This window comes from Streptomyces sp. NPDC037054, assembly GCF_055606745.1.
Map to the genome: position 1 here is coordinate 19,192 of NZ_JBVJSJ010000013.1, position 25,613 is coordinate 44,804.

General features: G+C 73.0%; 20 protein-coding genes. 4 read left to right on the forward strand and 16 right to left on the reverse strand.

The annotated features are described in order from the left end of the window. Positions 1 to 178 precede the first annotated feature (178 nt). The 9 genes from ACZ7D7_RS27165 to rimP all read right to left on the reverse strand — a co-directional run bounded on the left by ACZ7D7_RS27165 (position 179) and on the right by rimP (position 12,266). On the reverse strand, positions 179 to 1,129 hold the full coding sequence (locus ACZ7D7_RS27165) for a bifunctional riboflavin kinase/FAD synthetase (protein ID WP_470827656.1): 951 nt from the start codon (positions 1,127 to 1,129) through the stop codon (positions 179 to 181). Positions 1,130 to 1,262: 133 nt separating this feature from the next. Further along, a complete protein-coding gene (locus ACZ7D7_RS27170) occupies positions 1,263 to 4,880 on the reverse strand; it encodes a trypsin-like peptidase domain-containing protein (RefSeq protein WP_470827657.1) in 3,618 nt (1,205 codons plus the stop codon). A 385-nt stretch (positions 4,881 to 5,265) separates the two neighbouring features. After that, positions 5,266 to 6,171 (reverse strand): tRNA pseudouridine(55) synthase TruB, encoded by a 906-nt coding sequence (gene truB / locus ACZ7D7_RS27175; RefSeq protein ID WP_470827658.1) that lies wholly within the window; start codon positions 6,169 to 6,171, stop codon positions 5,266 to 5,268. Beyond that, positions 6,168 to 6,623 (reverse strand): 30S ribosome-binding factor RbfA, encoded by a 456-nt coding sequence (gene rbfA / locus ACZ7D7_RS27180; protein ID WP_470827659.1) that lies wholly within the window; start codon positions 6,621 to 6,623, stop codon positions 6,168 to 6,170. Before rbfA ends, truB begins: the two co-directional genes overlap by 4 nt. Before the next feature lie 39 nt (positions 6,624 to 6,662). Beyond that, positions 6,663 to 6,956 carry a DUF503 domain-containing protein gene (locus tag ACZ7D7_RS27185; protein ID WP_470827660.1) on the reverse strand — a complete coding sequence of 98 codons (294 nt, stop codon included), beginning with the start codon at positions 6,954 to 6,956 and terminating at the stop codon, positions 6,663 to 6,665. 153 nt (positions 6,957 to 7,109) lie between these two features. Continuing rightward, positions 7,110 to 10,166, reverse strand: coding sequence for a translation initiation factor IF-2 (gene infB / locus ACZ7D7_RS27190; RefSeq protein ID WP_470827661.1), 3,057 nt, complete (start codon positions 10,164 to 10,166; stop codon positions 7,110 to 7,112). 179 nt (positions 10,167 to 10,345) lie between these two features. After that, complete coding sequence (locus ACZ7D7_RS27195; protein WP_470827662.1) at positions 10,346 to 10,633, reverse strand: YlxR family protein; 288 nt, start codon at positions 10,631 to 10,633, stop codon at positions 10,346 to 10,348. Positions 10,634 to 10,722: 89 nt separating this feature from the next. Next, positions 10,723 to 11,745, reverse strand: coding sequence for a transcription termination factor NusA (gene nusA, locus ACZ7D7_RS27200; protein ID WP_470827664.1), 1,023 nt, complete (start codon positions 11,743 to 11,745; stop codon positions 10,723 to 10,725). 2 nt (positions 11,746 to 11,747) lie between these two features. Continuing rightward, positions 11,748 to 12,266: a ribosome maturation factor RimP gene (gene rimP / locus ACZ7D7_RS27205; RefSeq protein WP_470827665.1), complete on the reverse strand. Its 519-nt coding sequence runs from the start codon at positions 12,264 to 12,266 to the stop codon at positions 11,748 to 11,750. 198 nt (positions 12,267 to 12,464) lie between these two features. Here rimP and ACZ7D7_RS27210 point away from each other — a divergent pair, with 198 nt between their 5' ends. From ACZ7D7_RS27210 to ACZ7D7_RS27220, 3 genes are read left to right on the forward strand one after another with little or no spacing between them, the layout of a single operon-like run. Then, entirely contained in the window at positions 12,465 to 13,022 is a 558-nt protein-coding gene (locus ACZ7D7_RS27210; protein ID WP_470827666.1) for a hypothetical protein, read from the forward strand. Next, complete coding sequence (locus tag ACZ7D7_RS27215) at positions 13,019 to 13,477, forward strand: ferritin-like domain-containing protein (RefSeq protein WP_470827667.1); 459 nt, start codon at positions 13,019 to 13,021, stop codon at positions 13,475 to 13,477. Before ACZ7D7_RS27210 ends, ACZ7D7_RS27215 begins: the two co-directional genes overlap by 4 nt. A 22-nt stretch (positions 13,478 to 13,499) precedes the next feature. After that, on the forward strand, positions 13,500 to 14,399 hold the full coding sequence (locus ACZ7D7_RS27220) for an aminoglycoside phosphotransferase family protein (protein ID WP_470827668.1): 900 nt from the start codon (positions 13,500 to 13,502) through the stop codon (positions 14,397 to 14,399). Between the two features lie 466 nt (positions 14,400 to 14,865). Here the strand turns inward: ACZ7D7_RS27220 and ACZ7D7_RS27225 are convergent, their stop codons facing one another. The 7 genes from ACZ7D7_RS27225 to ACZ7D7_RS27255 all read right to left on the reverse strand — a co-directional run bounded on the left by ACZ7D7_RS27225 (position 14,866) and on the right by ACZ7D7_RS27255 (position 24,182). After that, entirely contained in the window at positions 14,866 to 16,566 is a 1,701-nt protein-coding gene (locus ACZ7D7_RS27225; protein ID WP_470827669.1) for a proline--tRNA ligase, read from the reverse strand. Positions 16,567 to 16,675: 109 nt separating this feature from the next. Continuing rightward, positions 16,676 to 17,209, reverse strand: a complete 534-nt coding sequence (locus ACZ7D7_RS27230) for a GNAT family N-acetyltransferase (protein ID WP_470827670.1) — start codon at positions 17,207 to 17,209, stop codon at positions 16,676 to 16,678. A gap of 20 nt (positions 17,210 to 17,229) precedes the next feature. Continuing rightward, on the reverse strand, positions 17,230 to 18,078 hold the full coding sequence (locus ACZ7D7_RS27235) for a GNAT family N-acetyltransferase (RefSeq protein ID WP_470827671.1): 849 nt from the start codon (positions 18,076 to 18,078) through the stop codon (positions 17,230 to 17,232). Between the two features lie 162 nt (positions 18,079 to 18,240). After that, positions 18,241 to 19,398: a flavodoxin-dependent (E)-4-hydroxy-3-methylbut-2-enyl-diphosphate synthase gene (gene ispG / locus ACZ7D7_RS27240; protein ID WP_470827672.1), complete on the reverse strand. Its 1,158-nt coding sequence runs from the start codon at positions 19,396 to 19,398 to the stop codon at positions 18,241 to 18,243. A gap of 168 nt (positions 19,399 to 19,566) precedes the next feature. Further along, positions 19,567 to 20,859 (reverse strand): M50 family metallopeptidase, encoded by a 1,293-nt coding sequence (locus ACZ7D7_RS27245; RefSeq protein ID WP_470827914.1) that lies wholly within the window; start codon positions 20,857 to 20,859, stop codon positions 19,567 to 19,569. Between the two features lie 8 nt (positions 20,860 to 20,867). Beyond that, a complete protein-coding gene (gene dxr / locus ACZ7D7_RS27250; RefSeq protein WP_470827674.1) occupies positions 20,868 to 22,166 on the reverse strand; it encodes a 1-deoxy-D-xylulose-5-phosphate reductoisomerase in 1,299 nt (432 codons plus the stop codon). A gap of 75 nt (positions 22,167 to 22,241) precedes the next feature. Beyond that, positions 22,242 to 24,182: an acyl-CoA dehydrogenase family protein gene (locus ACZ7D7_RS27255; protein WP_470827675.1), complete on the reverse strand. Its 1,941-nt coding sequence runs from the start codon at positions 24,180 to 24,182 to the stop codon at positions 22,242 to 22,244. 309 nt (positions 24,183 to 24,491) lie between these two features. Here ACZ7D7_RS27255 and ACZ7D7_RS27260 point away from each other — a divergent pair, with 309 nt between their 5' ends. Continuing rightward, the gene (locus ACZ7D7_RS27260; RefSeq protein WP_470827676.1) at positions 24,492 to 25,541 is read left to right on the forward strand and encodes a LacI family DNA-binding transcriptional regulator; all 1,050 of its coding nucleotides are present in this window, start codon (positions 24,492 to 24,494) and stop codon (positions 25,539 to 25,541) included. Positions 25,542 to 25,613 lie beyond the last annotated feature (72 nt).

The window sequence follows — 25,613 nt, forward strand, 5'->3', positions numbered from 1 at the left end:
CCGGGGCACCCGGCGACGTGACGCGGACCGGGCGACGCCCGCGAAGTGAGCCGGGCCGGAGCGGACGCCCGGCAACGGGACTCGGGCCAGGGCGACGCCCGCGACATGAGCCGCGCCGCGGGGACGCCTGCGGAATTCGCCGGGCGCGGCGCCCGAGCGGTGGATCGGGTGGCGGAGGTTACTCCTCCGCCGCACCGATCAGCTCGCGGCAGCGTTTGACGTCCTCGGCCATCTGCTCCAGCAGGGCTTCGAGGGTGTCGAACTTCGCCTGGCCGCGCACGAAGGCCAGGAAGTCCACGGCGACGTGCAGGCCGTACAGGTCGAGGCCGACGCGGTCGATGGCGTACGCCTCCACCGTGCGCTCGGTGCCGTCGAACTGCGGGTTCGTGCCGACGGAGATCGCCGCCGGCATGGCCTCGCCCTGGGCGTGCAGCCAGCCCGCGTAGACGCCGTCGGCCGGGATCGCGGTGTGCGGGAGGGTCTCGACGTTGGCGGTGGGGAAGCCGAGCTCGCGGCCCCGCTGCGCGCCCCGGACGACGACGCCCTCGACGCGGTGCGGCCGGCCCAGGATCTCCCCGGCGCCCTCGACATCGCCCTCGGCGACCAGGCGCCGGGTCAGCGTGGAGGAGAACGGCTCCCCGCCGCCCGCCTCCCCGGACACGTACAGGTCGACGACGTCGACCTCGAAGTCGTAGACCTTGCCCTGTTCGGCGAGGAACTCGACGTTGCCCGCTGCGCGGTGTCCGAAGCGGAAGTTGGGGCCCTCGACGACGGCCTTGGCGTGCAGCTTGTCGACCAGGACCTTGACGACGAAGTCGGCCGGGGACAGCTTCGAGAACTCCGTGGTGAACGGCTGGATCAGCACGGCGTCCACGCCGAGTTCGCCCATCAGCTCGGCGCGGCGGTGGTGCGGGGCGAGCAGCGGCGGGTGGCTGCCGGGCCGGACGACCTCGCTGGGGTGCGGGTCGAAGGTGACGACGACGGCGGGCACGCCCAGCTCGCGGGCGCGGTTCACGGCATGCCGGATGATCAGCTGGTGACCGCGGTGGACGCCGTCGTAGGAACCGATGGTGACGACGCTGCGCCCCCAGTCCTCGGGGATGTCCTCCAAGCCACGCCAGCGCTGCACTGTGAATGCTCCTTGTCGCAAACTCTTCGAACCGGTGTCCGTGGTGCCTCGTACGCAGGTCTAAGGGTGCCATGCCGGGGGCGTCCGGCCCGCATCGGTATCGGGCTGTGACCGAAGGCACCCGCGGCCCGGCTCAGGCGGGCACGCGCAGGCCGGCCAGGTGCTCGATCGTGCGGCGCGTGCTGGGGCCCACGAGGGGCGCCCAGTCGCGGGGTGCGTCGGTCAGCCAGCCGGCGACGCGGGCGGCGAAGCCCGGGACGTGCCTGCTCAGGTCGGCCAGGGCGAGGTCGAAGCGGGTCGCGCCGTCCGGGGTGCGCGCGAGGCGGCGCCCGGTGCGGTGCACGAGGTCGCGCAGGTCGTCGCCGTCGTGCAGGGCGGCGCCGCGCAGCAGGGCGTCCAGGACGGCGGGCTCGTCCTCGCGGGCCAGCAGCGCCTCGCGCAGTTCGCGGCGCACGGGGCGGGAGGCGGGCGCGCCGGGGGCGCCGACGACTCCGGCGAGCGCGGCCCGCACCGGCTCGGGCCCGTCGTCCAGGAGCGAGCCGACCAGCGGGAGCAGCACGGCCCGGGCGGCGGGCCCCTGGTCGAGGCGCCGGTCGACGTACGCGGCGACGTCCCCTGCGGTCTCGGGGCGCCGCTCGACTGCTTCCCGTACGAGGGCGGCGACCCGGCGGGCCAGGCCGGGCGTGGTGACGTCGGCGAGGGTGCGCAGGGCGGGCCCGGCGCCGGGCAGCCGCAGCCGCTCCCGGAAGGCGTCGAGGACGGGGTCGGGGTGCGTGACGAGGGCGCCGGCGAGGGCGCTCGGCGGGAACAGCGGGTCACCGGCCGCGAAGTGCCGCAGCGCCTGCGGCAGGTGCCGGGCGCGGGTGTGCGGGTCGCGGACGAGGAGGGCGAGCGCTCCGCCGTGCAGGGCGTGGTCGGCGGGGCGGGCGAGCAGGGCGAGGGCGGCGTAGCGCAGCAGCATGCGGTCGGGCTCGGTGGTCGCGTGCGGGGCGGCCCGCAGCCCGTGGGTGAGGGCGGCCGCCCGGCGTTCGGGCCGCTCGTCGTGCGCCCAGCGGTCGATGGCGCGGCACACGGCGGAGGGTTCCTCCCGGGCGAGGACGGCGAGGAGTTCGGCGGCGCGCGCGTGCGCGCTGCCGGCGAGCGCCTCGGTCAGCTCGTCCAGCGCCCGGTGCCGGTGGGTGTGCAGCAGCGCCTGCGCGGCCGTGCCGACGGTCGCGTGGGGCGTGGCGGGCAGCGGGCGCTCGTCGTCGAACCAGCGCACGAGGTGCGGCTGTACGGCGGCGGGCCGGGCGGCGAGCAGCCGCGCGGTGGCGTCGAGGAAGCGGGGGCCGGGCTCGTCCGGCGGGCCGTCGGCGCGCACGAGGACGCGCAGCAACTCGCAGCGGACGGCCTCGGACAGGGGCAGCGCGCTCCAGAACGCGGGCCCGAACTCCCTTGGCACCGGCCGCCGTTCCCGCTCGCGCCGGGCCACGAGCCGCTCGGCGAGCAGCCGCAGGGGGCGGGCGCAGGGCGTCGCGTCGGGCACGCGGACCAGCACCTGCGCGAGCAGCCGCGCGGCCCACCAGTTGTCCGGGTCGGCGTCCAGCGCGAGCACCAGTTCCTCCAGCCGGGCGGCCAGCCGACCGGGGCCGTACTGGCGGGGCAGGAGGAGCAGGGCCTGGACGACGGGGCCGATGCGGTGGTGCGGTACGGGCAGCGGGTGGGCGTTGTCCGGGTCGCGGCGGCGGTGGACGAGGGCGCGCAGGGCCTCGTCCAGGTCGAGGTGGGTGCCCTGGATCCAGTCGGCGAGTTCCTCGTGGGCGAAGCGGTAGCCGGTGCCGGCGGGCACGAGGAGGCCCTCGGCGAGCACGGCGGACGCCCAGCCGGTGCCGCCGCCCAGCCTGGCGGGCGCGGGCCCCCACGGGAACACCGCCTCGAACGCCTCCCGGTCCAGCCCGCCCTGCCCCGGTCCGAGGCTGCGGCGGGCGGCCTCGTGGACCTGACCGGCGACCTTCGCGGCGAGTCTGCGCACGGCAGCGCCGCGCAGCCCGTTCTCGGCGGCGAGCCGGACGGCGACGCGCAGGCACATCAGGTCGAGGTGGGCGGCGAACACGTCGTGCCGGTCGACGCGTTCCGCGCCGCCGCCCGGCAGCGCGGCCCGCACTTCGGAGAGCAACCGCAGGGTGAGCGGATGCCGCTCGTCCCGGTCACCGAGCACGCCATCGGGAATCCCATACCGCGCCCGAGCCCGCCGGGCCTCCCCCACGTCGAGGTCACCGAGGGGCACGCAGGCGGGGAGACGGGCGGGGAGACCGGCGGGGCCGGGAGACACGGGGGTCCCGTCACGCCAGGGCGCCGCAATCCCACGACCGCCGGGCGCCACGGCCCCACGGCCTCCGGCCACCGCCCCGTCACCGCCGATCGCCGCGCCCCCGGCCACCGCGGCCCCGCCGCCTGCGGAGACTCCGGCCTCATCGCCCCCGGCCGCCGGCCCCCCGTGCAGCAGGTCCGCCGGGAGTGAAGCTCCGGCCTCCTCCCAGTACTCGGCGCCGCACGCCACCACCAGGCGGGCGCCCGTGCGGCGGAGCCAGTCGGCCGTGCCGGTCGTCCAGGCGGCCAGGCGGTGGGAGAGGACCGGCGGCATTTCCTCGGGGCCGTCCAGCAGGAGCAGCAGGGGGCGCCCGGCGTCGCGGGCGAGGCGGGCCAGGCGCTCCGGGGTGGTGTCGCCCAGGTCGGCGGGCGGGGCGGTGCGGGAGGCGGCGACGATGCGGGCGGCGCGGTCCAGGGCCCTGCGGGCGGCGTCGGCGACGGAGGTGTCGTCGTCGCGGAGGTCCGCTCCGCGCAGCCACAGCGTGGGGGCGGGCGCGGGGCCCCGGCCGCGGCGGGCGGCGAGCGCGGCGAGTTCGGTCGTACGTCCGCTGCCGGGCGCCCCGACGAGGGCGAGGACGGCGGCGGGGCCGGCCTCGAACGCGGCGAACTCGGCGGCGGGAGCGGCCCGTTCGACCGGCGGGACGGCACCGGGGCCCGGCGGCGCGGCCGGTGGGCCGTCCTGGCCGACCGAGGTGGCCGTCAGTTCCAGCACCCCGGCGAGATTGAGGTCGGCGCCGTAGGCGGGCACGGTCGCGGCGTTCTCCGCGAGCAGCGCGGCGAGCGGGCCCTCGGTGTGCGGGGCGCCCTCCTGGGGGCGCAGGGGCGCGGCGAAGCCGACGTCGCGGTGGGCGGAGCTGAGCGCGGCGCCGAGCACCCCGAGCACGGCGCCGGTCGCCGCGTCGAGCACCGGTCCCCCGGACGCCCCGCGGCCGGTGCGCAGCGCGTCGCACCCGGCCGTGCCGAGGGCCAACTCCACGGCGCCGGCCAGGAGATGGCGCCGCTCGGAGGCGGCATAGGTGGCCGGGGCCGTGCCGAGCACGCGCGCCTCGCGCCAGCCCCCGGCGGCGATCCGCACGTACGTGCCGGGCTCGACGCGGTCCCGCACGGTCACGGGCAGCGGCGGGACGCCGAGGCCCTCGGTGCGGACGAGGGCGAGGTCGAGGCCGGGCAGTGCTGTCACCGCGTCCGCGGTCACGGCGCAGTGGCGGCCCCCGGCCGCGGTGACCACGAGGCGGTCGGCCCCGTCGACGGCCTCGTGGCTGGTGAGGACCGTGCCGTGGTGGTCGGCGGCGAAGCCGGTGCCGCGCGGCCGGCCGGCCGGATCGTGCAGCCGGACGAGCGCGGTGTCGTACGCCCCGGGGGGCGCGCCCTCCCCGTGCTGCGAGCCCCGCTGCGCCGTCATCGCCGTACCTCCCCGCCGTGCCCCGCTTCCGACGGTAGGCGCGCGGTGATCAGCGGAACAGGTGGGCCGGGGAACGCGCCCCCTTCCGCTCCCCCGGTTCACTCCGAGCGCCCGTCCGGACGGGTGAATAGACGGAGGTGGCGGGACGCACTCTAAGGGTGGGGGAACCGAGGGGGGACCGTGGAGCGGCGGCAGTGGAGGTCCCCGTGGCTGCCGCTCCACGGGCGGAGCGCCGGAAGCCGTCCGAGAGGCCCCGCCCGCGCCGGGTCAGCCGAAGCCCCATGCCCGGTCAGCCGAAGACGCCCGCGCCGGACCCACCGAAGACGCCCGTGCCCGGTCAGCCGAAGACACCCGTGCCGAACCCACCGAAGACGCCCGCGCCCGGTCAGCCGAAGACGGCCAGGCTCTTCGCCTTGCCCCGCTCCGCCTCGACCAGCGCCAGGAAGCGCCCGTCCGGGTCGAAGACGGCGACGGGCCCGGAGCCCGCGTACTCCTCCGGCATGTCGAGCCGCACCCCGTTGGTCAGCAGCCGCGCCCGGCGCCCGTCGACGTCCCAGCGGGGGAACGCCGCCGACGCGGCCTCGGCGACCGGCATGACGGTGAGTTCCTTCTGGAGCTCGTCCAGCGTGCGCGCCGCGTCCAGCCGGTACGGACCGACGCGGGTGCGGCGCAGGGCGGTGAGGTGCCCGCCGACGCCGAGGTCGGCGCCCAGGTCGCGGGCGAGGGCGCGGATGTAGGTGCCGGACGAGCAGACCACGGACACGACCAGGTCGAGGACCTGTGTGCCGTCGTCGGCGACGGCGTCCCGGACGTCGTACACGCCGAACGACGACACGGTGACCGGCCGGGCCGGGATGTCGAAGTCCTCGCCGTCCCGCGCCCGCTTGTAGGACCGCACGCCGTTGATCTTGATGGCGCTGACCTTGGACGGCACCTGCATGATGTCGCCGGTCAGCTTGGCGACCCCGGCGTCGATGGCGTCCCGGGTGATCCCGACGGCGTCGACGGAGGCCGTGATGTCGCCCTCGGCGTCGTCCGTGAGGGTCGTCTGGCCCAGGCGGATGGTGCCCAGGTACTCCTTCTCGGTCAGCGCGAGGTGACCGAGGAGCTTCGTCGCCCGCTCGACGCCGAGGACGAGGACGCCCGTCGCCATCGGGTCGAGGGTGCCCGCGTGCCCGACGCGCCGCGTCCGGGCGATGCCCCGCATCTTGGCGACGACGTCGTGCGAAGTGAAGCCCGACGGCTTGTCGACGATGACGAGGCCGTCGGGCGTGGTGTGCTTGGCGGTCATTCGGCGGCGTCGTCCGTCTCGTCGTCCTCGTCGCCCGGCTTGCGGTACGGGTCCGCGTCACCGGCGTACTTGGCGCCCGTGGCGGCCTCGCGCACCTTCTCGTCGGACTGGCGTGCCTTGCTGAGGAGGTCCTCGATGGTCTTGGCGGTGTCCGGGAGGGCGTCCATGACGAACGTCAGGGTCGGCGTGAACTTCACGCCGGCGGCCCGGCCGACCTCGGAGCGCAGGATGCCCTTGGCGCTCTCCAGTCCGGCGGCGGCCTCCTTCCGCTCCTCGTCGTCCCCGTACACCGTGTAGAAGACGGTCGCCTCCCGCAGGTCACCCGTGACCCGGGTGTCCGTGATGGTGACGTGCGAGCCGAGCCGCGGGTCCTTGATCCCGCGCTGCAGCTTCTGGGCCACCACCTCTCGGATGAGGTCCGCCAGCCTTTTAGCCCGCGCGTTGTCGGCCACTGGTCCGTCTCCCGTTCTTTCTCTCTTGCGTTCTTGAAGTCAGTCGTCTTCGCCGTGGAAGCGCCGTCGTACGGACAGCAGTTCCACCTCGGGGCGGCCGGCGACCAGCCGTTCGCACCGGTCCAGTACGTCGGTGAGGTGCCCGGCGTCCGCGGACACCATCGCGAGGCCGATGCCGGCCCTGCGGTGGAGGTCCAGGTGATCGGTCTCGGCCGCGCTCACGGAGAACTTCCGCTGGAGCTCGGCGACGATCGGGCGGACGACGGAGCGCTTCTCCTTCAGCGACCGTACGTCGCCGAGGAGGAGGTCGAAGGACAGCGTCCCCACATACATGTGTGTAGCCGGTTCACCCGCCGGTACGGGATCGATGGCCCCGCCATCCGTGTGGCAGGGACATCAGAACCGTACAACGAACGGCCGGGGCCGATCGACGGAAATACTCTCCGTCGACCGGCCCCGGACCGGACCGTCTCGGAAACCGAACGCTTACGCGCGCGGCTTCTCGCGCATCTCGTACGTCGCGATGACGTCGTCGACCTTGATGTCGTTGAAGTTTCCGAGGTTGATACCGCCCTCGAAGCCTTCGCGGATCTCGGTGACGTCGTCCTTGAAGCGACGCAGACCCTCGATGTTGAGGTTCTCCGCGATGACCTTGCCGTCGCGGATGAGGCGCGCCTTGGTGTTGCGCTTGACCTCGCCGGAGCGGATGAGAACACCCGCGATGTTGCCCAGCTTGGACGAGCGGAAGACCTCGCGGATCTCCGCCGTGCCGAGCTCGACCTCTTCGTACTCCGGCTTGAGCATGCCCTTGAGGGCCGCCTCGATCTCCTCGATCGCCTGGTAGATGACCGAGTAGTACCGGACGTCCACACCCTCGCGCTCGGCCATCTGCGCCGCACGGCCTGCCGCGCGGACGTTGAAGCCGATCACGATGGCGTCGGAGCCCATCGCCAGGTCGATGTCGGACTCCGTGACCGCACCGACGCCGCGGTGCAGGACGCGGATGTCGACCTCTTCGCCGACGTCCAGCTGGAGCAGCGAGGACTCGAGGGCCTCGACGGAACCGGAAGCGTCACCCTTGATGATCAGGTTCAGCTGCTGGACCTCGCCGGCCTTCAGGACCTTGTCCAGGTCCTCCAGCGACACGCGGCGCGTGCGCTTCGCGAAGGCCGCGTTGCGCTCGCGGGCCGCACGCTTCTCCGCGATCTGGCGGGCCGTACGGTCCTCCTCGACCACGATGAAGTTGTCACCGGCGCCCGGGACGTTGGTCAGACCCAGGACCTGGACCGGCGTGGACGGGCCCGCCTCGGCGACGTTGTTGCCGTTGTCGTCGAGCATGGCGCGCACGCGGCCGTAGGCGTCGCCCACGACCATCGTGTCGCCGACCCGCAGCGTGCCTCGCTGGACGAGGACCGTCGCCACGGCACCGCGGCCGCGGTCGAGACGGGACTCGATCGAGATGCCCTGCGCGTCCTGGTTCGGGTTGGCCCGCAGGTCGAGCGAGGCGTCGGCCGTGAGGATCACGGCCTCCAGCAGGGAGTCGATGTGCAGACCCTGCTTGGCGGAGATGTCGACGAACATGGTGTCGCCGCCGTACTCCTCGGCCACCAGGCCGTACTCGGTCAGCTGACCGCGCACCTTGGTCGGGTCGGCGCCCTCGACGTCGATCTTGTTGACCGCGACGACGATCGGCACGTCGGCCGCCTTGGCGTGGTTGAGCGCCTCGACCGTCTGCGGCATGACGCCGTCGTTGGCCGCGACGACCAGGATCGCGATGTCGGTCGACTTCGCACCACGGGCACGCATGGCGGTGAACGCCTCGTGACCCGGGGTGTCGATGAAGGTGATCTTGCGCTCTTCGTCGTTGACCTCGGTCGCGACCTGGTAGGCACCGATGTGCTGGGTGATGCCGCCGGCCTCGCCCGCGATGACGTTCGTCTTGCGGATGGCGTCGAGCAGTCGGGTCTTTCCGTGGTCGACGTGACCCATGACGGTGACGACCGGCGGGCGGACGACCAGGTCCTCCTCGGAGCCCTCGTCCTCACCGAACTCGATGTCGAACGACTCGAGGAGCTCGCGGTCCTCCTCCTCCGGGCTGACGACCTGAACCGTGTAGTTCATCTCGTCGGCCAGGAGATGCAGCGTCTCGTCGGAGACGGACTGCGTGGCCGTGACCATCTCGCCGAGGTTCATCATGACCGCGACGAGCGACGCCGGGTTGGCGTTGATCTTCTCCGCGAAGTCGGTGAGCGACGCACCGCGCGACAGGCGAATGGTCTCGCCGTTGCCGCGAGGCAGCATCACGCCGCCGACCGACGGGGCCTGCATGGCCTCGTACTCCTGGCGCCTCTGCCGCTTCGACTTGCGACCGCGACGCGCGGGACCGCCGGGACGGCCGAAGGCGCCCTGCGTGCCACCACGGCCACCGGGACCGCCGGGACGACCGCCGAAGCCGGGACGGCCACCGCCGCCGCCGAAGCCGCCGCCACCACCGGGACGACCGGCGAAACCGCCGCCGCCACCACCGGGACGACCGGCACCGCCGCCGCCACCGGGACGACCGGCGAAGCCGCCGCCACCGGGACGACCGCCGCCGCCTCCGGGACGACCCGCACCGCCGGGACCGCGACCGCCGCCGCCACCGGGGCCGGGACGCGGACCCGCGGCGGGACGCTGCGGCATCATGCCGGGGTTGGGACGCGGCCCACCGGGGCCGGGACGCGGGCCGCCGCCCTGCGGACGCGGCATCGAGCCCGGGGACGGACGCTGACCGCCCGGACCCTGGGGACGAGGACCGCCGCCCTGGCCGCCCGGAGCCTGCGGACGGGGACCGGCGCCGGGGGCACCGGGGCCACCGGGACGCGGGCCGCCCTGCGGACGGGGCGCCTGCGGGCGCGCCATGCCGGTGGAGCCACCGGACGTGAAGGGGTTGTTGCCCGGACGGGGACCGGCCGGACGAGCGCCCGGACGCGGCGCGGAACCGCCGGGACGAGCACCCTGACCACCGGGGCGTCCGCCGCCCTGGCCGCCCTGCTGACCCTGACCGGGGGCCGGACGGCCACCGGGCTTGGGGGCGCCGGGGCGCGTGTTCTGCTTCGGGGCGGCCGGGGCCGACGGCGGAGCGGTGAACTCGGGCGCGGCCGGAGCTGCCGGGGCCGGGCGCGGCGCGGGCTTGGGGCCCGGCGTCGGACGCGGACCGGGAGCCGGCGCGGAGGGGGAGGACGGGGCAGCGGGCTGCTGCGCCGCGGGTGCCTTGGGCGCGGCCGGCGGCTTCGGCGCGGCGGGCGCGGGAGCAGCCGGACGGGCCGCCTGCGCCGGGGACGGCGCGGCGGGCCTGGGGGCGGCCTTCTTCGGGGCGGGCTTGCCGGCGGACTTGCCGTTGCCACCGCCCTGGAAGGCGTCAGTCAGTTTGCGTACAACCGGCGCTTCGATGGTCGAAGACGCCGAACGGACGAATTCACCGAGTTCCTGGAGCTTGGCCATGACGACCTTGCTCTCGACACCGAACTCCTTGGCGAGTTCGTAGACCCGGACCTTAGCCACTTCGCTCCTTTGAGGTCCGGGTTGCGTCCGGACCGTCGCTAGTTCATGGGCGTACTCATCGCGTACTCATCGAGTGCTCATCGCAATCTCGACCTGCTTTCGACTCGCGAGGTACCAGACCGCACGGGGTTCCGTGCGGCACGTCTTACGTGCGTGGTTGCCTGTTCAGCAGCTCACGGCTACTGAACGCAACCTTGTGCCTGCCCGACGTAGTGGCGCAACGCCTTTACGTCGAGCGGCCCCGGGACGCGTAGCGCCCGCGGAAACGCCCGGCGGCGCACCGCCTGGTCGATACAGAGCGGGGCGGGGTGTACATACGCACCCCGGCCGGGCAGCGTACCGCGAGGATCGGGGACGCACTCGCCCTCGATCGCCACGATCCGCAGCAGTTCGATCTTGGCCGCTCGTTCCCGGCACCCCACACAGGTGCGTTCAGGGCATGCGCGGGTTCGCGTCCGGCCAGACACTGCTAAGTCTACCTCCCCGCACCGACCTCACCCGTTTGGGGCAAAAATCGAACGGTTGTTGTCGTAATCCAAGCCCAGTGCGGCCTGGATCATTCCCCGCGCCGCTCCCCGGACCGTTCGCCGGGCTGCTGTGCGGGCTGTTCGGTGTCCGGCCGGATGTCGATCCGCCAGCCGGTCAGACGGGCGGCGAGGCGGGCGTTCTGCCCTTCCTTGCCGATCGCCAGCGACAGCTGGTAGTCCGGGACGGTCACCCGGGCCGAGCGTGTCGCCATGTCGACGATCTCGACCTTGGACACCCGCGCGGGGGACAGGGCGTTCGCCACCATCTCCGCCGGGTCGTCCGACCAGTCGACGATGTCGATCTTCTCGCCGTTAAGCTCGCCCATCACATTGCGCACCCGGCCGCCCATGGGGCCGATGCAGGCACCCTTGGCGTTCAGGCCCGAACGGGTGGAGCGGACGGCGATCTTGGTGCGGTGGCCGGCCTCGCGGGCGATGGCGGAGATCTCGACGGACCCGTCGGCGATCTCCGGCACCTCCAGCGCGAACAGCTTCTTCACCAGGTTCGGGTGTGTGCGGGACAGGGTGACGGACGGGCCGCGGACGCCCTTGGCCACCCGGACGACGTACGACCGCAGGCGCAGGCCGTGCGGGTAGGTCTCGCCCGGTACCTGTTCCTGCACCGGGAGGATGGCCTCCAGCTTGCCGATGTCCACCAGCACGTTCTTCGGGTCGCGGCCCTGCTGGACCACACCCGTGACGATGTCGCCCTCGCGGCCCGCGTACTCGCCGAGCGTCGCGTCGTCCTCGGCGTCGCGCAGGCGCTGCAGGATGACCTGCTTGGCCGTGGTGGCGGCGATACGGCCGAAACCGGACGGGGTGTCGTCGAACTCGCGGGGGGCCTGGCCCTCCTCGATGTCCTCGGGGTCCTCCTTCGCCCACACGGTCACATGACCGGTCTCCCGGTTGAGCTCCACGCGCGCGTGTCGGCGGCTTCCCTCGGTGCGGTGGTAGGCGATGAGGAGGGCGGACTCGATCGCTTCGACCAGCAGGTCGAAGGAGATCTCTTTCTCCCGTACCAAGCCCCGCAGGGCACTCATGTCGATGTCCACGGCTACGCCTCCTCCTCTTCCGTCATGTCCTTCTTGTCCTTCGGGTCCTTGCGGTTGAACTCGACCTGCACACGGGCCGTGTCGATGTCGGCGAAGGCGAGCCGGCGGGTGGTGGCCCTGCGGCCCTTCACACCGGGAACCTCGACGTCGAGGCCGTCGTCGTCCACGTCGAGGATGCGGGCGACGAGTTCGCCGCCCTCGTGGAGCCGGAACCTCACCAGGCGGTTCGTGGCGCGGACGTAGTGGCGGTGCTCGGTCAGGGCGCGCTCCGCGCCCGGGGTGCCGACCTCGAGGGTGTACTCCCCCGCTCCCATCGCGTCCGTCTCGTCGAGCTTCGCCGAGAGCGCGCGGCTCACATCGGCGATCCGGTCGAGGTCCGCTCCGGTGTCGGAGTCGACGACGACGCGCAGCACACGCTTGCGTCCGACGGAGTCCACGGCGATCTCTTCGAGATCGAGGCCCTGGGAGCTGACGAGCGGTTCCAGAAGTTCTCGCAGCCTCTCGCTCTGGGTGGTGCTCATCCGGGTGACTCCTCGGCCGCGTGTGCTGTTGTGGGATGGTCGCGTGTCTGACAAAGGGTATCCGGTCCCGGGGGGTGTTGCCGTCCACCCCGGGGGGTGACCGGTGCCGTTGGGTGATGACGCACGGGTGCGCGGGTACCGTGATCACGGGCGTGCCATGCCGCCCCCGATTCCGTACGAGCCCCGAGGACGTCCGCCGTGCCGCTGCCCCCACCGTCGCGCATGCCCTCCGGGCCGCGCAGAAGGAGCCTGCTCGTCTCGGCCGCCGGGACCGTCCTGCTGGCCGGCTGCTCCGACTCCCCCGCCACGAACGGGCGTCGGCCGTCACCGGAGGACCGCGCACGCGCGCGTGCGGCACGGGACAGCCGTCGGCTCGCCGAGCACTACGACGCCGTCATCGCGGCGCATCCGGGGCTGGGTGGGCGGTTGACGCCGCTGCGGGCCGAGGTGCTGCTGCACGTGGGGGCGTTCGAGGCGGGGAAGGAGCCGTCCGGCCGTCCGGCCACGGAGTCGGTCGGCGAGGCCGGCAGTGAGGCGTCGAGCGGGGCCACGCCGTCCGCGACCACGTCGCCCCGTGTCGCCGTCCCCGCGGACGAGAAGGCCGCCCTGGCCGAACTCGCCGACGCCGAACGGGTGCTCGCCGAGCGGCGTTCCCGCGCGCTGCTCGACGCGCAGGGCGAACTGGCCCGGCTGCTCGCCTCCGTGGCGGCCGCCGGGGCCGCGCACGTGTACCTGCTGACGGAGGGTGACCGGTGAGCAAACGGCAGGACGACGGGAAGGGCGCGGCCCTCCGTACGCTCCAGGCGGCACTCGCCGCCGAACACGCCGCCGTGTACGGCTACGGAGTCGTCGGAGGGCGGATCGGCGAGGAGCGGCGCAAGGAGGCACGTTCCGCCTACGACGCGCACCGGGCTCGACGGGACGCCCTCGCCCGCGAGGTGCGCGACCTGGGCGGCGAGCCCGTCGCGGCGGCGGCCGGGTACGCGCTGCCGTTCGCGGTGCCGGACTCGGCCGCGGCCGTACGGCTGGCGGCGGAGCTGGAGGACCGGATCGCCGGGGTGTACTCGGACCTGGTGCGGTCGGCCGAGGGCGAGCGGCGGGCCGCGGCGGCGGAGGCGCTGCGGGAGGCCGCGGTGCGTGCGGTGCGCTGGCGCGGCGAGAGCGTAGCCTTCCCTGGACTCGCCGAACGGTCGGCAGCGCCGTCGGCGTAACGAGGAAGGGAACGGCTCGCGCATGGCTTTCGAAGCGCCGCCGCGTCTGGTCAGGGCGCTCGGGGAGACGGCACCGGACGGTGACGACTGGCTGGCGAAACTGCCCGGACTGGTGCAACAGGCCGTCGCGCTACGCGAGTTGACCGTGGAGCGGGTGCAGGTGCCCGGAGGGCGCAGCAGTGTGGTGCTGCTGGTGCGGCGGGCGGACGGCACGCCCGCGGTGCTGAAGCTGGCGCCCCGGCGGGCGCGGCCGGAGAGCGAGCGGGCGGCGCTGGCGCACTGGGGTGGGCTGGGGGCCGTACAGCTGCTGGAGGAGTCGTCGGCCGACGGGGCGTTGGTGCTGGAGCGGTTGCATCCGGACGTGTCGGTGCGGTCGTTGCCGGAGGCGAAGGCGTTGCTGGAGGCGGCGGGGGCGTTGCGGCGACTGTGGGTGGACCCTCCGACCGGGCACACCTTCGAGACGGTCGCGGAGCGGACGGGCCGGCAGGCCGAGGTGATGCGGGCGACGGCGCTGCGGGATCCCGAGGTGGCGCCGCTGGTGGACGTGGCGTTGACGGCACGGGCGGAGCTGGTGGCGGCGCCGCCGGAGGCCCGGCTGCTGCACGGAACGTTCCGGCAGAGCAAGGTGCTGGCCGGGGACCGGGTGCCGTGGTTGGCGGTGGGGCCGGACCCGGTGGTGGGCGAGAGCGCGTTCGACCTGGCGCGGCTGGTGCGGGACCGGGTGGAAGACCTGATCGCACAGCCGTCGGGGGCGGCGACGACGCGGCGGCGCGTGAAGCGGCTGGCGGAGTCGCTGGAGGTGGACCAGGAGCGGCTGCGGGGCTGGACCCTGTTCCGCGCGGTGGAATCGGGCGTACGAGCCCGCCGAGTGGGCCGCCCCAAGGACGCGGAGCTGTTGCTGGAGTTCGCGGGCTGGCTGTAGGAGGCCCTGGCCTCCGGCGGTTGCGCGGGATGCCTGCGGCGGCCTGCGCGGCTCCGGTGGGGGTGCGCGTAGCGCCTGCGGCCCGGTGGTGGGGTCGGGGCCGCGCCGGGGGGGTGTCCGTCCTCGGAACGGCGCGGGCGAGGTGTCTTGAGAAGCTCGCGGCGTTGACGCGCCGTCCGCTGCGGGCGGACACCCCCCGCCACGTCCCCTTCTCGCCGTACGCGACTGCGGCACGCTGCCCCATTCCCCTCCGAACCCCAGCGAGGTCCTTCCGGCAGCCGCCGTACGACGGGAGCGGGGCGTGGGGCCGGGGCGAAAGCCCGCCGCTTACTCGGTTACCACCCGGCGGTCACTTGTGGGCCCGCGCAAGGGCCCGACCGCGGCGGGCTCGCCCCGGCCCCACGCCCCCGACCCACGTGTGGACGGTAGGCGCACGCGAGTACGACCCGCGCAGGGACCGTCACACCTACGCCGTCAGCCGACCGATCGCGTCCTCGATCGGCAGTTCCTCACGGGCCCCCGTCCGGCGGTCCTTCAGCTCCACCACGCCCTCGCCGGCCCGCCGCCCCACGACCAGGATCTGCGGGACGCCGATCAGTTCGGAGTCCGTGAACTTCACGCCCGGCGACACCCCCGCCCGGTCGTCGACAAGCACTCGTACACCCGCCGCCGCGAGCTTCCCGGAGATGTCGAGCGCCAGCTCCGTCTGGAGGGCCTTGCCGGCGGCCACCACGTGCACGTCGGCCGGCGCGACCTCCTTGGACCAGATGAGGCCCTTGTCGTCGGCGTGCTGCTCGGCCAGCGCCGCGACCGCGCGGGAGACGCCGATGCCGTAGGAGCCCATGGTGACGCGGACGGGCTTGCCGTTCTGGCCGAGGACGTCGAGCTTGAGCGCGTCGGCGTACTTGCGGCCCAGCTGGAAGATGTGGCCGATCTCGATGGCGCGGTCCAGCTTCAGCCCGGTCCCGCACTCGGGGCAGGGGTCACCCTCCTGCACGACCACGACGTCGACGTACTCGTCGACCTCGAAGTCCCGTCCGGCGACGACGTTCTTGGCGTGCGTGTCCGGCTTGTTGGCGCCGGTGATCCAGGCGGTGCCCGGGGCCACCCGGGGGTCGGCGATGTACGTCAGCTTGGGCAGGCCCTGCGGGCCGACGTAGCCGCGGACCAGGTCGGGGCGCGTCGCGAAGTCCTCCTCGGTGACCATCGCGACGGCCGCCGGGGCGAAGTGGGCCTCGACCTTGCCCATGTCGACCTCGCGGTCGCCCGGCACGCCCACGGCCACGATCTCGCCGTCGACCTTGACGAGGAGGTTCTTCAGCGTCGCGGAGGCCGGGACGCCGAGGGAGGCCGCGAGGGTCTCGATCGTGGGGGTGTCGGGGGTGGGGATGTCCTCCGCCGCGGGCACGTCCGTGGCGTCGACCGGCTTCAGTTCGTACGTGATCGCCTCGGTGTTCGCGGCGAAGTCGCAGTTCGGGCAGTCCGCGAAGGTGTCCTCGCCGGCCTCGGCCGGGGCGAGGAACTCCTCCGACTTGGAGCCGCCCATGGCGCCCGCGGTGGCGGCGCAGATGCGGTAGTCGAGGCCGAGGCGCTCGAAGATCCGCTGGTAGGCCTCGCGGTGCAGGGCGTACGCGCGGGCCAGGCCCTCGTCCTCGGTGTCGAAGGAGTAGGAGTCCTTCATGAGGAACTCGCGGCCGCGCAGGATGCCGGCGCGGGGGCGGGCCTCGTCGCGGTACTTGTTCTGGATCTGGTAGAGGATGACCGGCAGGTCCTTGTAGGAGGACGCCTGGTCCTTCACCAGGAGGGTGAAGATCTCCTCGTGGGTGGGGCCGAGCAGGTAGTCGCCGCCCTTGCGGTCCTTCAGGCGGAACAGCTCCGGGCCGTACTCGTCCCAGCGGCCCGTCGCCTCGTACGGCTCCTTGGGCAGGATCGCGGGGAGCAGTACCTCCTGGGCGCCGATCGCGTCCATCTCCTCGCGGACGATCCGCTCGACGTTGGCGAGGACCTTCTTGCCGAGCGGCAGCCACGTCCAGATGCCGGCCGCGGTGCGGCGGACGTAGCCGGCGCGGACCAGCAGCTTGTGGCTGAGGACCTCGGCGTCGGCCGGGTCGTCGCGCAGCGTCTTCGCCAACAACTGGGACATGCGCTGGACCGGTGCGTTCGCCATCGTTCTCGTACTCCTGCCGGATGTGGGTTCTCCCCGCTCGGGCGCCGCCGAGTGCGGGGAGGGTGTTGGCAAGGAGGTTAGCCGGGGGGTGCGGGGCTGCGGAAATCGGTTATGGGCGGCGGCGCAGCGGCAGGGGGGCGCCCATGACGGCGTACGGCTTCGGGGCGCTCGGGAAGTGGACCCGGCGGGCGAGGTCCTCGTAGCCGAGGGAGCGGTACAGGCCGCGGGCGGGGCTCTCGGTGTCGATCGCGGAGAGGATCGAGCGGGGCTGGGCGGCCGTGTCGGTGATCCCGGTGATCAGGGCGCGGCCGATGCCGCGGTTCTGGTGGCGGGGGTGGACGTGCAGTTCGGTGATGACGAAGGAGTCGTCGAGCCAGGCGTCGTGGCCCTGGGCGCGCAGGTAGGGCTCGACGACGGTGGACCACCAGTGGGCCCGGTCGTTGGGCATGCCGTAGACGAAGCCGACGAGTCTGCCGCCGCTGGTGGCGCCGAGGGCTCGGGCGCCGGGGTACGTCATGTGGCGCAGGACGATCTGGCGGCGTACGGCGACCTCGTCGGCGCCCAGTCCGAAGGCCACGGCCTGGACGGCGAGGGCTTCGTCCACGTGGGACGAGAGGTCCAAGGGGCCGATCTCGAGATCCATGGCGGGGAGCCTACAGGCGGTCAGAAGAGGACACTCATGAAGGCGCCGACCTCCTGGAAGCCGACCTTCTCGTACGTCCGGCGGGCCGGGGTGTTGAAGTCGTTGACGTAGAGGCTGACGACGGGGGCGACGTCGGCGAGGGCGTAGCGCAGGACGGCCGCCATGCCGGGGGCGGCGAGGCCCTTGCCGCGGTGTTCGGGGGCGACCCAGACGCCCTGGATCTGGCAGGCGCGGTCGGTGGCGGCGCCGATCTCGGCCTTGAAGACGACCTTGCCGTCGCGGTCGAAGCGGGCGAAGGAGCGGCCGGAGCCGACGAGTTCGGCGACGCGGGCCTGGTAGAGCAGGCCGCCGTCGCCTGCCAGGGGTGAGACGCCGACCTCTTCGGTGAACATCGCGACGCACGCCGGCATGATCGTTTCCATTTCGTCCTTGCGGACGCGCCGGACGTGCGGGTCGGGGGTGATGCCGTCGGGCATGCGGTCGGCGACCATGAGCGGCTGGTGGGTGCGGACCTCGCGGGCGGGGCCCCAGGAGGGTTCGAGGAAGCGCCAGAGCTGGGCGGTGGCCTCGGCGGGGCCGACGACGGAGGAGCAGCGGCGGCCGGCCCGGCGGGCGCGGTCGGCGAAGGCGCGGACGGCGCGGGGGGTGGCGCAGATGGGGACGAGGTTGGCGCCCGCGTAGCACAGGGACGTGAGCATGCCGTCCTCGTACCAGCCCCACATCTCGCCGCCGAGGCGCCAGGGGTCCAGGCCGGCGATCCGCACGCGGGAGGTCACGAAGGCGTTGGCGACCGGCTCGCGCTCCAGTACGGCGAGCGCGGCGTCCAGGTCGCTCGGTTCGAGCACGCGGGAGGTTGTCTGGGTCAACACGTGCGGGCCTCGTCGTCGGATCTGCTGGTTTCCGCACTGTACCTGCCGAAAATGTGCCGCGTCGCCCGGTGAGCGGCCCTGGTGGGGCCGGTCGCGGCGGTGCGGACACGCGAACGCCCCGTCACCTGCGCGGGTGACGGGGCGTTCGGGTGTGCGGGTGGGTCAGCCGGCGACGGAGACCGACGGCTCGCCGGAGGCCACGCCGTCCTGTTCCATCTGCTCGGCCAGCTTCATGGCCTCGTCGATGAGGGTCTCCACGATCTTGGACTCGGGGACGGTCTTGATGACCTCGCCCTTGACGAAGATCTGTCCCTTGCCGTTGCCGGAGGCGACGCCGAGGTCGGCCTCGCGGGCCTCGCCGGGGCCGTTGACGACGCAGCCCATGACGGCGACGCGCAGCGGGACCTCCATGCCGGTGAGGCCGGCGGTGACCTCCTCGGCGAGCTTGTAGACGTCGACCTGGGCGCGGCCGCAGGACGGGCAGGAGACGATCTCCAGGCCGCGCTGCTTGAGGTTCAGGGACTCCAGGATCTGGTTGCCGACCTTGACCTCTTCGACGGGCGGGGCCGACAGGGAGACGCGGATGGTGTCGCCGATGCCCTGGGAGAGCAGCGCGCCGAAGGCGACGGCGGACTTGATGGTGCCCTGGAAGGCGGGGCCGGCCTCGGTGACGCCGAGGTGGAGGGGGTAGTCGCACTGGGCGGCGAGCTGGCGGTAGGCCTCGATCATCACGACCGGGTCGTTGTGCTTCACCGAGATCTTGATGTCGCGGAAGTCGTGCTCCTCGAAGAGGGACGCCTCCCACAGCGCGGACTCGACGAGGGCCTCGGGGGTGGCCTTGCCGTACTTCTGGAGCAGCCGGCGGTCCAGGGAGCCCGCGTTGACGCCGATGCGGATCGGCGTGCCGTGGTCCTTGGCCGCCTTGGCGATCTCGCGCACCTTGTCGTCGAACTGCTTGATGTTGCCCGGGTTCACGCGGACCGCGGCGCAGCCGGCCTCGATGGCGGCGAAGACGTACTTCGGCTGGAAGTGGATGTCGGCGATGACCGGGATCTGCGACTTGCGGGCGATCGTCGCGAGGGCGTCGGCGTCGTCCTGCGTGGGGCAGGCGACGCGCACGATCTGGCAGCCGGAGGCGGTCAGCTCGGCGATCTGCTGGAGGGTGGCGCCGATGTCCGAGGTGCGGGTGGTGGTCATGGACTGCACGGACACGGGGGCGTCGCCGCCGACCGCCACGGAACCGACCTGGATCTGCCGGCTCTTGCGGCGCTCGGCGACCTTGGTCGGTACGGACGGCATGCCGAGAGAAATCGCAGTCATCTGCTGTGCAACCCCAAGTCGTGGATCAGGCCCGGCCCCGCTTGCGGCGGGCTCCGAAGTCCGAGATTACGGCACGGGCACCGGGCCCAGCACATCGCAGGTCGCTAAACCCACTCGATGGAAGTGGCCCGGCAGAGCTCCTGCCGGGCCACGGGGAACGTCGTCCGTCTAGGAGATGCGCACCGGGTTAACGACGTCCGCGATCAGCACCAGGATCGTGAAGCAGACGAAGATCCCGGCGACGACGTAGGCCACGGGCATCAGTTTCGCCACGTCGAACGGCCCGGGGTCCGGGCGGCGCAGCAGCTTGGCGACGTTGCGGCGCAGCGACTCCCACAGGGCGCCCGCGATGTGGCCGCCGTCCAGGGGCAGCAGCGGGAGCATGTTGAACAGGAACAGGGAGAGGTTGAAGCCGGCGACCAGCATGATGAACATGGCGAGCTGCTGGGTGGGCGGGATGTCCAGGGTGGCGATCTCGCCGCCGACGCGGGCGGCGCCGACGACGCCCATCGGGGAGTCCGGCTCGCGCGGGCCGTCGCCGAAGGCCGCGTCCCACAGGGCGGGGATCTTGCCGGGGAGCGCGGCGATGGAGTGGGCGGCCTCGCCGATGCGGTCGCCCATCCAGGTCAGCGACTCGTCGAAGTCCTGCTTGACGACGCCGGTGGCGGCGCTGAAGCCGAGGAAGCCGGCCGTGACGTACTCGCCCTCGACGATCTGTCCGCCGGAGTCCTTCTTGGCCACCTGGTTGGTGGCGATCTTGGCGTGCAGGGTGACCTGCTCGCCGCCCCGCTCGACGACGATCGGGACGTCCTTGCCGGGGTTGGCCCGGATGAGGTCGGAGAGCTGGTTCCAGGAGTCGGTGGGGACGCCGTTGAAGGAGACGAACCGGTCGCCGGCCTTGAGGCCCGCGGCGGCGGCCGGGGCGGCCGGGTCGGAGCCCTTGCAGGTGTCGCGGTTCTCGCTCTGGGAGATGACGCACTTGGAGACCGAGCCGACGGTGGTGGTCTGCTGCGTGATGCCGAAGCCCATCAGGACGATGAGGAACAGCACGACCGCCAGGATCAGGTTCATGAAGGGGCCGGCGAACATCACGATGACGCGCTTCCAGGGCGCGCGCGTGTAGAACAGGCGGGTCTCGTCGCCGGGCCTGAGCTCCTCGAACGCGGCGGAGCGGGCGTCCTCGATCATGCCGCGCCAGGGTGAGGTGGAGCGGGCCTCCAGCCGTCCGTCGGGGCCGGGCGGGAACATGCCGATCATGCGGATGTAGCCGCCGAACGGGATGGCCTTGATGCCGTACTCCGTCTCGCCCTTCTTGCGCGAGAAGAGCGTGGGGCCGAAGCCGACCATGTACTGCGGCACACGGATGCCGAACAGCTTGGCGGTCGACAGGTGCCCCAGCTCGTGCCAGGCGATGGAGAAGAGCAGGCCCACGGCGAAGAGCACTATGCCGAGGATGAACATCAGTGTCGTCATGCACGCGCCTCCGCGCTCGCCGTCCGCGCCGTCAGTTCCCGGGCCCGGGCCCGCGCCCAGGTCTCCGCTTCGAGGACGTCCGCCACGGTCAGGGAGGTTCCCGCGGCCGGGGTGCCGTGCTCCTCGACGACCCGGGTGACGGTGTCCATGATCCCGTTGAAGGGCAGTTCGCCGCGCCGGAACGCGTCCACGCACTCCTCGTTGGCGGCATTGAACACCGCCGGGGCGGTGCCCGCGAGCCCGCCCACGTGCCGGGCGAGGTTCACCGACGGGAAGGCCTCGTTGTCGAGCGGGAAGAACTCCCACGTCGACGCCGTGCTCCAGTCGAAGGCGGGCGCCGCGTCCGGGACGCGCTCCGGCCAGCCGAGACCGATGGCGATCGGCCCGCGCATGTCGGGGGGCGTCGCCTGGGCCAGGGTGGAGCCGTCCGTGAACTCGACCATCGAGTGGACATACGACTGCGGGTGCACGACGACCTCAATGCGGTCGAAGGGAATGTCGTAGAGCAGGTGCGCCTCGATGACCTCCAGGCCCTTGTTCACGAGGGTCGCGGAGTTGATCGTGATGACCGGGCCCATGGCCCAGGTGGGGTGGGCGAGGGCGTCCTCGACGGTGACGTGCGCCAGGTCGGCCCTGGTGCGGCCCCGGAAGGGACCGCCGGACGCGGTGACGACCAGTTTGCGGACGTCGGCGCGGGTGCCGGCGGCGAGCGCCTGGAAGAGCGCCGCGTGCTCGGAGTCGACCGGGATGATCTGTCCGGGCTTGGCGACGGCCTTGACCAGCGGGCCGCCGACGATGAGCGACTCCTTGTTGGCGAGCGCGAGGGTGCGGCCCGCCTCCAGGGCGGCGAGGGTCGGTGCGAGGCCGATGGAGCCCGTGATGCCGTTGAGGACGGTGTGGCAGTCCGACGCGGCGAGCTCGGTGGCCGCGTCCGGCCCGGCCAGGATCTCCGGGAGCGGCTCCCCCGCGCCGTACCGCGCGGCGAGCGCCTCGCGCAGCGCCGGTACGACGTCCTCGCGGGCCACCGCCACGGTCCGCGCCCCGAGCCGGTGCGCCTGCTCGGCGAGCAGGGCGACCCGGCCGCCGTTGGCGGACAGGCCGGTGACGCGGAACCGGCCGGGGTTGCGCAGGACGAGGTCGACCGCCTGGGTGCCGACCGACCCGGTGGAGCCGAGGATCACCACGTCCTTCGGGCCGTCTCCCGCGACGGGGTCGTAGACCAGGTGCGGGTCGGCCAGGGCGCGGGCCGAAAGCCCCGTCTGCCCCGCGGCGGGGAGGGCTGGAGAGTCGCTCATCCTTCTATTGTGGCCGGAGGGGGGTGCCTTGTGGACAGCGCGTCCCCCTCCGGGGTGGCGGGGTGGGCGCCGCGTTTACCTGATGGGGCGGTGGACGTTCTTCTTCCGCGCCGGGCCGGGGGTGGCGTCCGCGATCCAGGGGCCTTCGCCCGAGGGGTCGACCACGCCCTGTTCCAGCCAGGCGTAGGTGCCGGTCAGGACGCCCTTGACGACCTTGTGGTCCAGGTCGTCGGTGTTGGTCCACAGCCGGTCGAAGAGGGTGTCGACGCGGATGCGGGCCTGGTGGCAGAAGGCGTCGGCGAGCTGGTAGGCCTCGCGGCCGTGGTCGTCTCGGCTGCGCAGGAGCTCGGCGCGGACGCAGGCGGCGCTCATCGCGAACAGTTCGGCGCCGATGTCGACGACGCGGCCGAGGAAGCCCTGCTTGGTCTCCATGCGGCCCTGCCAGCGGGACATGGCGTAGAAGGTGGAGCGGGCCAGTCTGCGGGCGGCGCGCTCGACGTACCTCAGGTGGGTCGCGAGGTCCACCTCGTGTTTGAACTCGCCGTAGGAGACGGGCAGTTGGCCCGGTCCGGCGACCAGTTTCGGCAGCCACTTGGCGTAGAAGACGCCGGCGTTCGCGCCCGCCCTCGCCTTGTCCGCGAGGGATTTGTCGGGGTCGATGAGGTCGCCGGCGACGGAGAGGTGGGCGTCGACGGCCTCGCGGGCGATCAGCAGGTGCATGATCTCGGTGGAGCCCTCGAAGATCCGGTTGATGCGCAGGTCGCGCAGGATCTGCTCGGCGGGGACGGCGCGCTCGCCGCGGGCCGCGAGGGAGGCGGCGGTCTCGAAGCCGCGTCCGCCGCGGATCTGGACGAGTTCGTCGGCCATCAGCCAGGCCATCTCGGAGCCGTACAGCTTGGCGAGGGCGGCCTCGATGCGGATGTCGTTGCGGTCCTCGTCGGCCATCTGGGAGGCGAGGTCGAGGACCGCCTCCAGGGCGAAGGTGGTGGCGGCGATGAAGCTGATCTTCGAGCCGACGGCCTCGTGCAGCGCGACCGGTTTGCCCCACTGCTCACGCGCCGCCGACCACTCGCGGGCGATCTTCAGGCACCACTTGCCGGCGCCGACGCACATCGCGGGCAGGGAGAGGCGGCCGGTGTTGAGGGTGGTCAGGGCGATCTTGAGGCCCTGGCCCTCCTCGCCGATGCGGTTCGCGGCGGGCACCCGCACCCGGTGGAAGCGGGTGACGCCGTTCTCGATGCCGCGCAGGCCCATGAAGGCGTTGCGGTTCTCGACGGTGATGCCCTCGGAGCCGGCCTCGACGACGAACGCGGTGATGCCGCCCCGGTGTCCCTCGGACTTCGGCACGCGGGCCATGACGACGAGCAGGTCGGCGACGACGCCGTTGGTCGTCCAGAGTTTCACCCCGTCGAGGACGTACTCGTCGCCCTCCGGGACGGCGGTCGTGGCGAGGCGCGCCGGGTCCGAGCCGACGTCGGGCTCGGTCAGCAGGAAGGCGGAGATGTCGGTGCGGGCGCAGCGCGGCAGGAAGGTGTCCTTCTGCTCCTGGGTGCCGAACTGCTTCAGCGGCTGCGGGACGCCGATGGACTGATGGGCGCTCAGCAGCGCGCCGATGGCGGGGCTCGCGGAGCCGACCAGGGCGAGGGCCTTGTTGTAGTAGACCTGCGTGAGGCCGAGGCCGCCGTACTTGGTGTCGATCTTCATGCCGAGGGCGCCGAGCTCCTTGAGCCCGTTGATCACGTCGTCGGGGATCCGCGCGTCGCGTTCGATCACGGCCGGGTCGATCCGCGTCTCGCAGAAGTCCCGGAGTTTGGCGAGGAATTCCTCGCCGCGGCGGGCGTCCTCGTCGGCCGGGAGGGGGTGCGGGTGGATGAGGTCGAGGCGGAGGCGGCCGAGGAAGAGTTCCTTGGCGAAGCTGGGTTTGCGCCAGTCCTGCTCCCGGGCGGCCTCCGCCACCCGGCGTGCCTCGCGTTCGGTGACGGCGGGTCGGGACGCTGGTTCTGAGCTGGCGGACATGAGGCTCACCTCGCCGCGAATCGGGATCAAGGTCCATTTGGTTACCGACGGGTGCTACCCGATCGTATGTACCCGATACGGGGCGACCCCACCACCCTTCGCGCGGCCGTTCGGCCGATGCGGGGCGGGCCTGGTAGTACTGGCGTCGCCGCGACCCGGGGGAGAGCGAGACGCCGGGAGAAAGTTGTCGAAGCGCTTCGACAGCCTATGGACACCCGCTCCTCGTCAGCGTTACTGTCGGATCACCGTCACCCGCCCTGGTACGCACCGCGCAACTGTCGAAGCGCTTCACAAAGCTTGGAGAGCCGGATGGTCACCCTCGCCGAGGTCGCCCAGCACGCCGGAGTCTCGGCGAGCACGGTGAGCTATGTCCTCAGCGGCAAGCGGTCCATCTCCGCGACCACCCGGCAGCGGGTCGAGCGGAGCATCCGCGAACTCGGCTACCACCCGAACGCGGGCGCCCGCGCCCTGGCCAGCAGCAGGTCGAACATCATCGCGCTGATGATCCCGTTGCGCACCGACATGTACGTGCCGGTGATGATGGAGATCGCCATCGCGGTGGCCACCACCGCCCGCACGCACGGCTACGACGTGCTGCTGCTGACCGGCGAGGAGGGTCCCGACGCGGTGCGCCGCGTCACGGGCAGCGGTCTCGCCGACGGCATGATCGTGATGGACGTCGAACTCGACGACGAGCGGCTGCCGTTGCTGCGGGACGGGGGCGCCCCCGGTCGGGCGCGGCCGGGAGCCGGGGAGGACCAGCCGTCGGTCCTGATCGGGCTGCCCGCCGACACCACCGGGCTGACCTGCGTCGACCTCGACTTCAAGGCGACGGGCGCGCTGTGCCTGGAGCATCTGGCGATGCTGGGGCACCGTGACGTCGCGGTCGTCGGCGAGGCCCCGGCGGTCTACGAGCGGCACACCGGCTTCGCCGAACGCACCCTGGACGGACTGCGCACGCGCGCGCGGGAGTTGGGGCTGCGCGTGCTGCACCGGCCGTGCGACGGCGGGTACGACGCGACGGCCGTGACGCTCGCCCGGATCCTCGACGAGCGGCCCGGCACCACGGGCTTCGTCGTGCAGAACGAGTCGGCGGTCGAGCCGCTGCTCGCCCTGTTGCGCCAGCAGGGCCGGGCGGTGCCGGAGGACGTGTCGGTGGTGGCGATCTGCCCGGAGCAGGTCGCCACACAGGCCTCGGTGCGCCTCACGTCGGTCGCCATCCCGGCGCAGGAGATGGGCCGGCGCGCCGTGGAGCACCTGGTCGCGAAGCTGGACGGACGGGGCGGCCACGACGTCGTGCTGCTCGCGCCCGAGCTGACGGTACGGGCGAGTTCGGGACCGGCGCCGACCGCGTCCTGACGCGCCCGTCCTTCCGCTCACCCCGGGCGTTCCGCGCCCGGCCTCACCCGAGGTGTCCCGCACGGGGCACCG

What these genes read in the sequence shown, in the direction of transcription:
- ispG (WP_470827672.1), bottom strand. Translation starts at nt 19,398, where the DNA reads ATGACTGCGATTTCTCTCGGCATGCCGTCCGTACCGACCAAGGTCGCC.
- ACZ7D7_RS27185 (WP_470827660.1), bottom strand. Translation starts at nt 6,956, where the DNA reads ATGTATGTGGGGACGCTGTCCTTCGACCTCCTCCTCGGCGACGTACGG.
- ACZ7D7_RS27255 (WP_470827675.1), bottom strand. Translation starts at nt 24,182, where the DNA reads ATGTCCGCCAGCTCAGAACCAGCGTCCCGACCCGCCGTCACCGAACGC.
- ACZ7D7_RS27225 (WP_470827669.1), bottom strand. Translation starts at nt 16,566, where the DNA reads ATGGCGAACGCACCGGTCCAGCGCATGTCCCAGTTGTTGGCGAAGACG.
- dxr (WP_470827674.1), bottom strand. Translation starts at nt 22,166, where the DNA reads ATGAGCGACTCTCCAGCCCTCCCCGCCGCGGGGCAGACGGGGCTTTCG.
- ACZ7D7_RS27230 (WP_470827670.1), bottom strand. Translation starts at nt 17,209, where the DNA reads ATGGATCTCGAGATCGGCCCCTTGGACCTCTCGTCCCACGTGGACGAA.
- ACZ7D7_RS27245 (WP_470827914.1), bottom strand. Translation starts at nt 20,859, where the DNA reads ATGTTCATCCTCGGCATAGTGCTCTTCGCCGTGGGCCTGCTCTTCTCC.
- rimP (WP_470827665.1), bottom strand. Translation starts at nt 12,266, where the DNA reads ATGAGCACCACCCAGAGCGAGAGGCTGCGAGAACTTCTGGAACCGCTC.
- ACZ7D7_RS27170 (WP_470827657.1), bottom strand. Translation starts at nt 4,880, where the DNA reads ATGACGGCGCAGCGGGGCTCGCAGCACGGGGAGGGCGCGCCCCCCGGG.
- ACZ7D7_RS27220 (WP_470827668.1), top strand. Translation starts at nt 13,500, where the DNA reads ATGGCTTTCGAAGCGCCGCCGCGTCTGGTCAGGGCGCTCGGGGAGACG.
- ACZ7D7_RS27260 (WP_470827676.1), top strand. Translation starts at nt 24,492, where the DNA reads ATGGTCACCCTCGCCGAGGTCGCCCAGCACGCCGGAGTCTCGGCGAGC.
- truB (WP_470827658.1), bottom strand. Translation starts at nt 6,171, where the DNA reads ATGACCGCCAAGCACACCACGCCCGACGGCCTCGTCATCGTCGACAAG.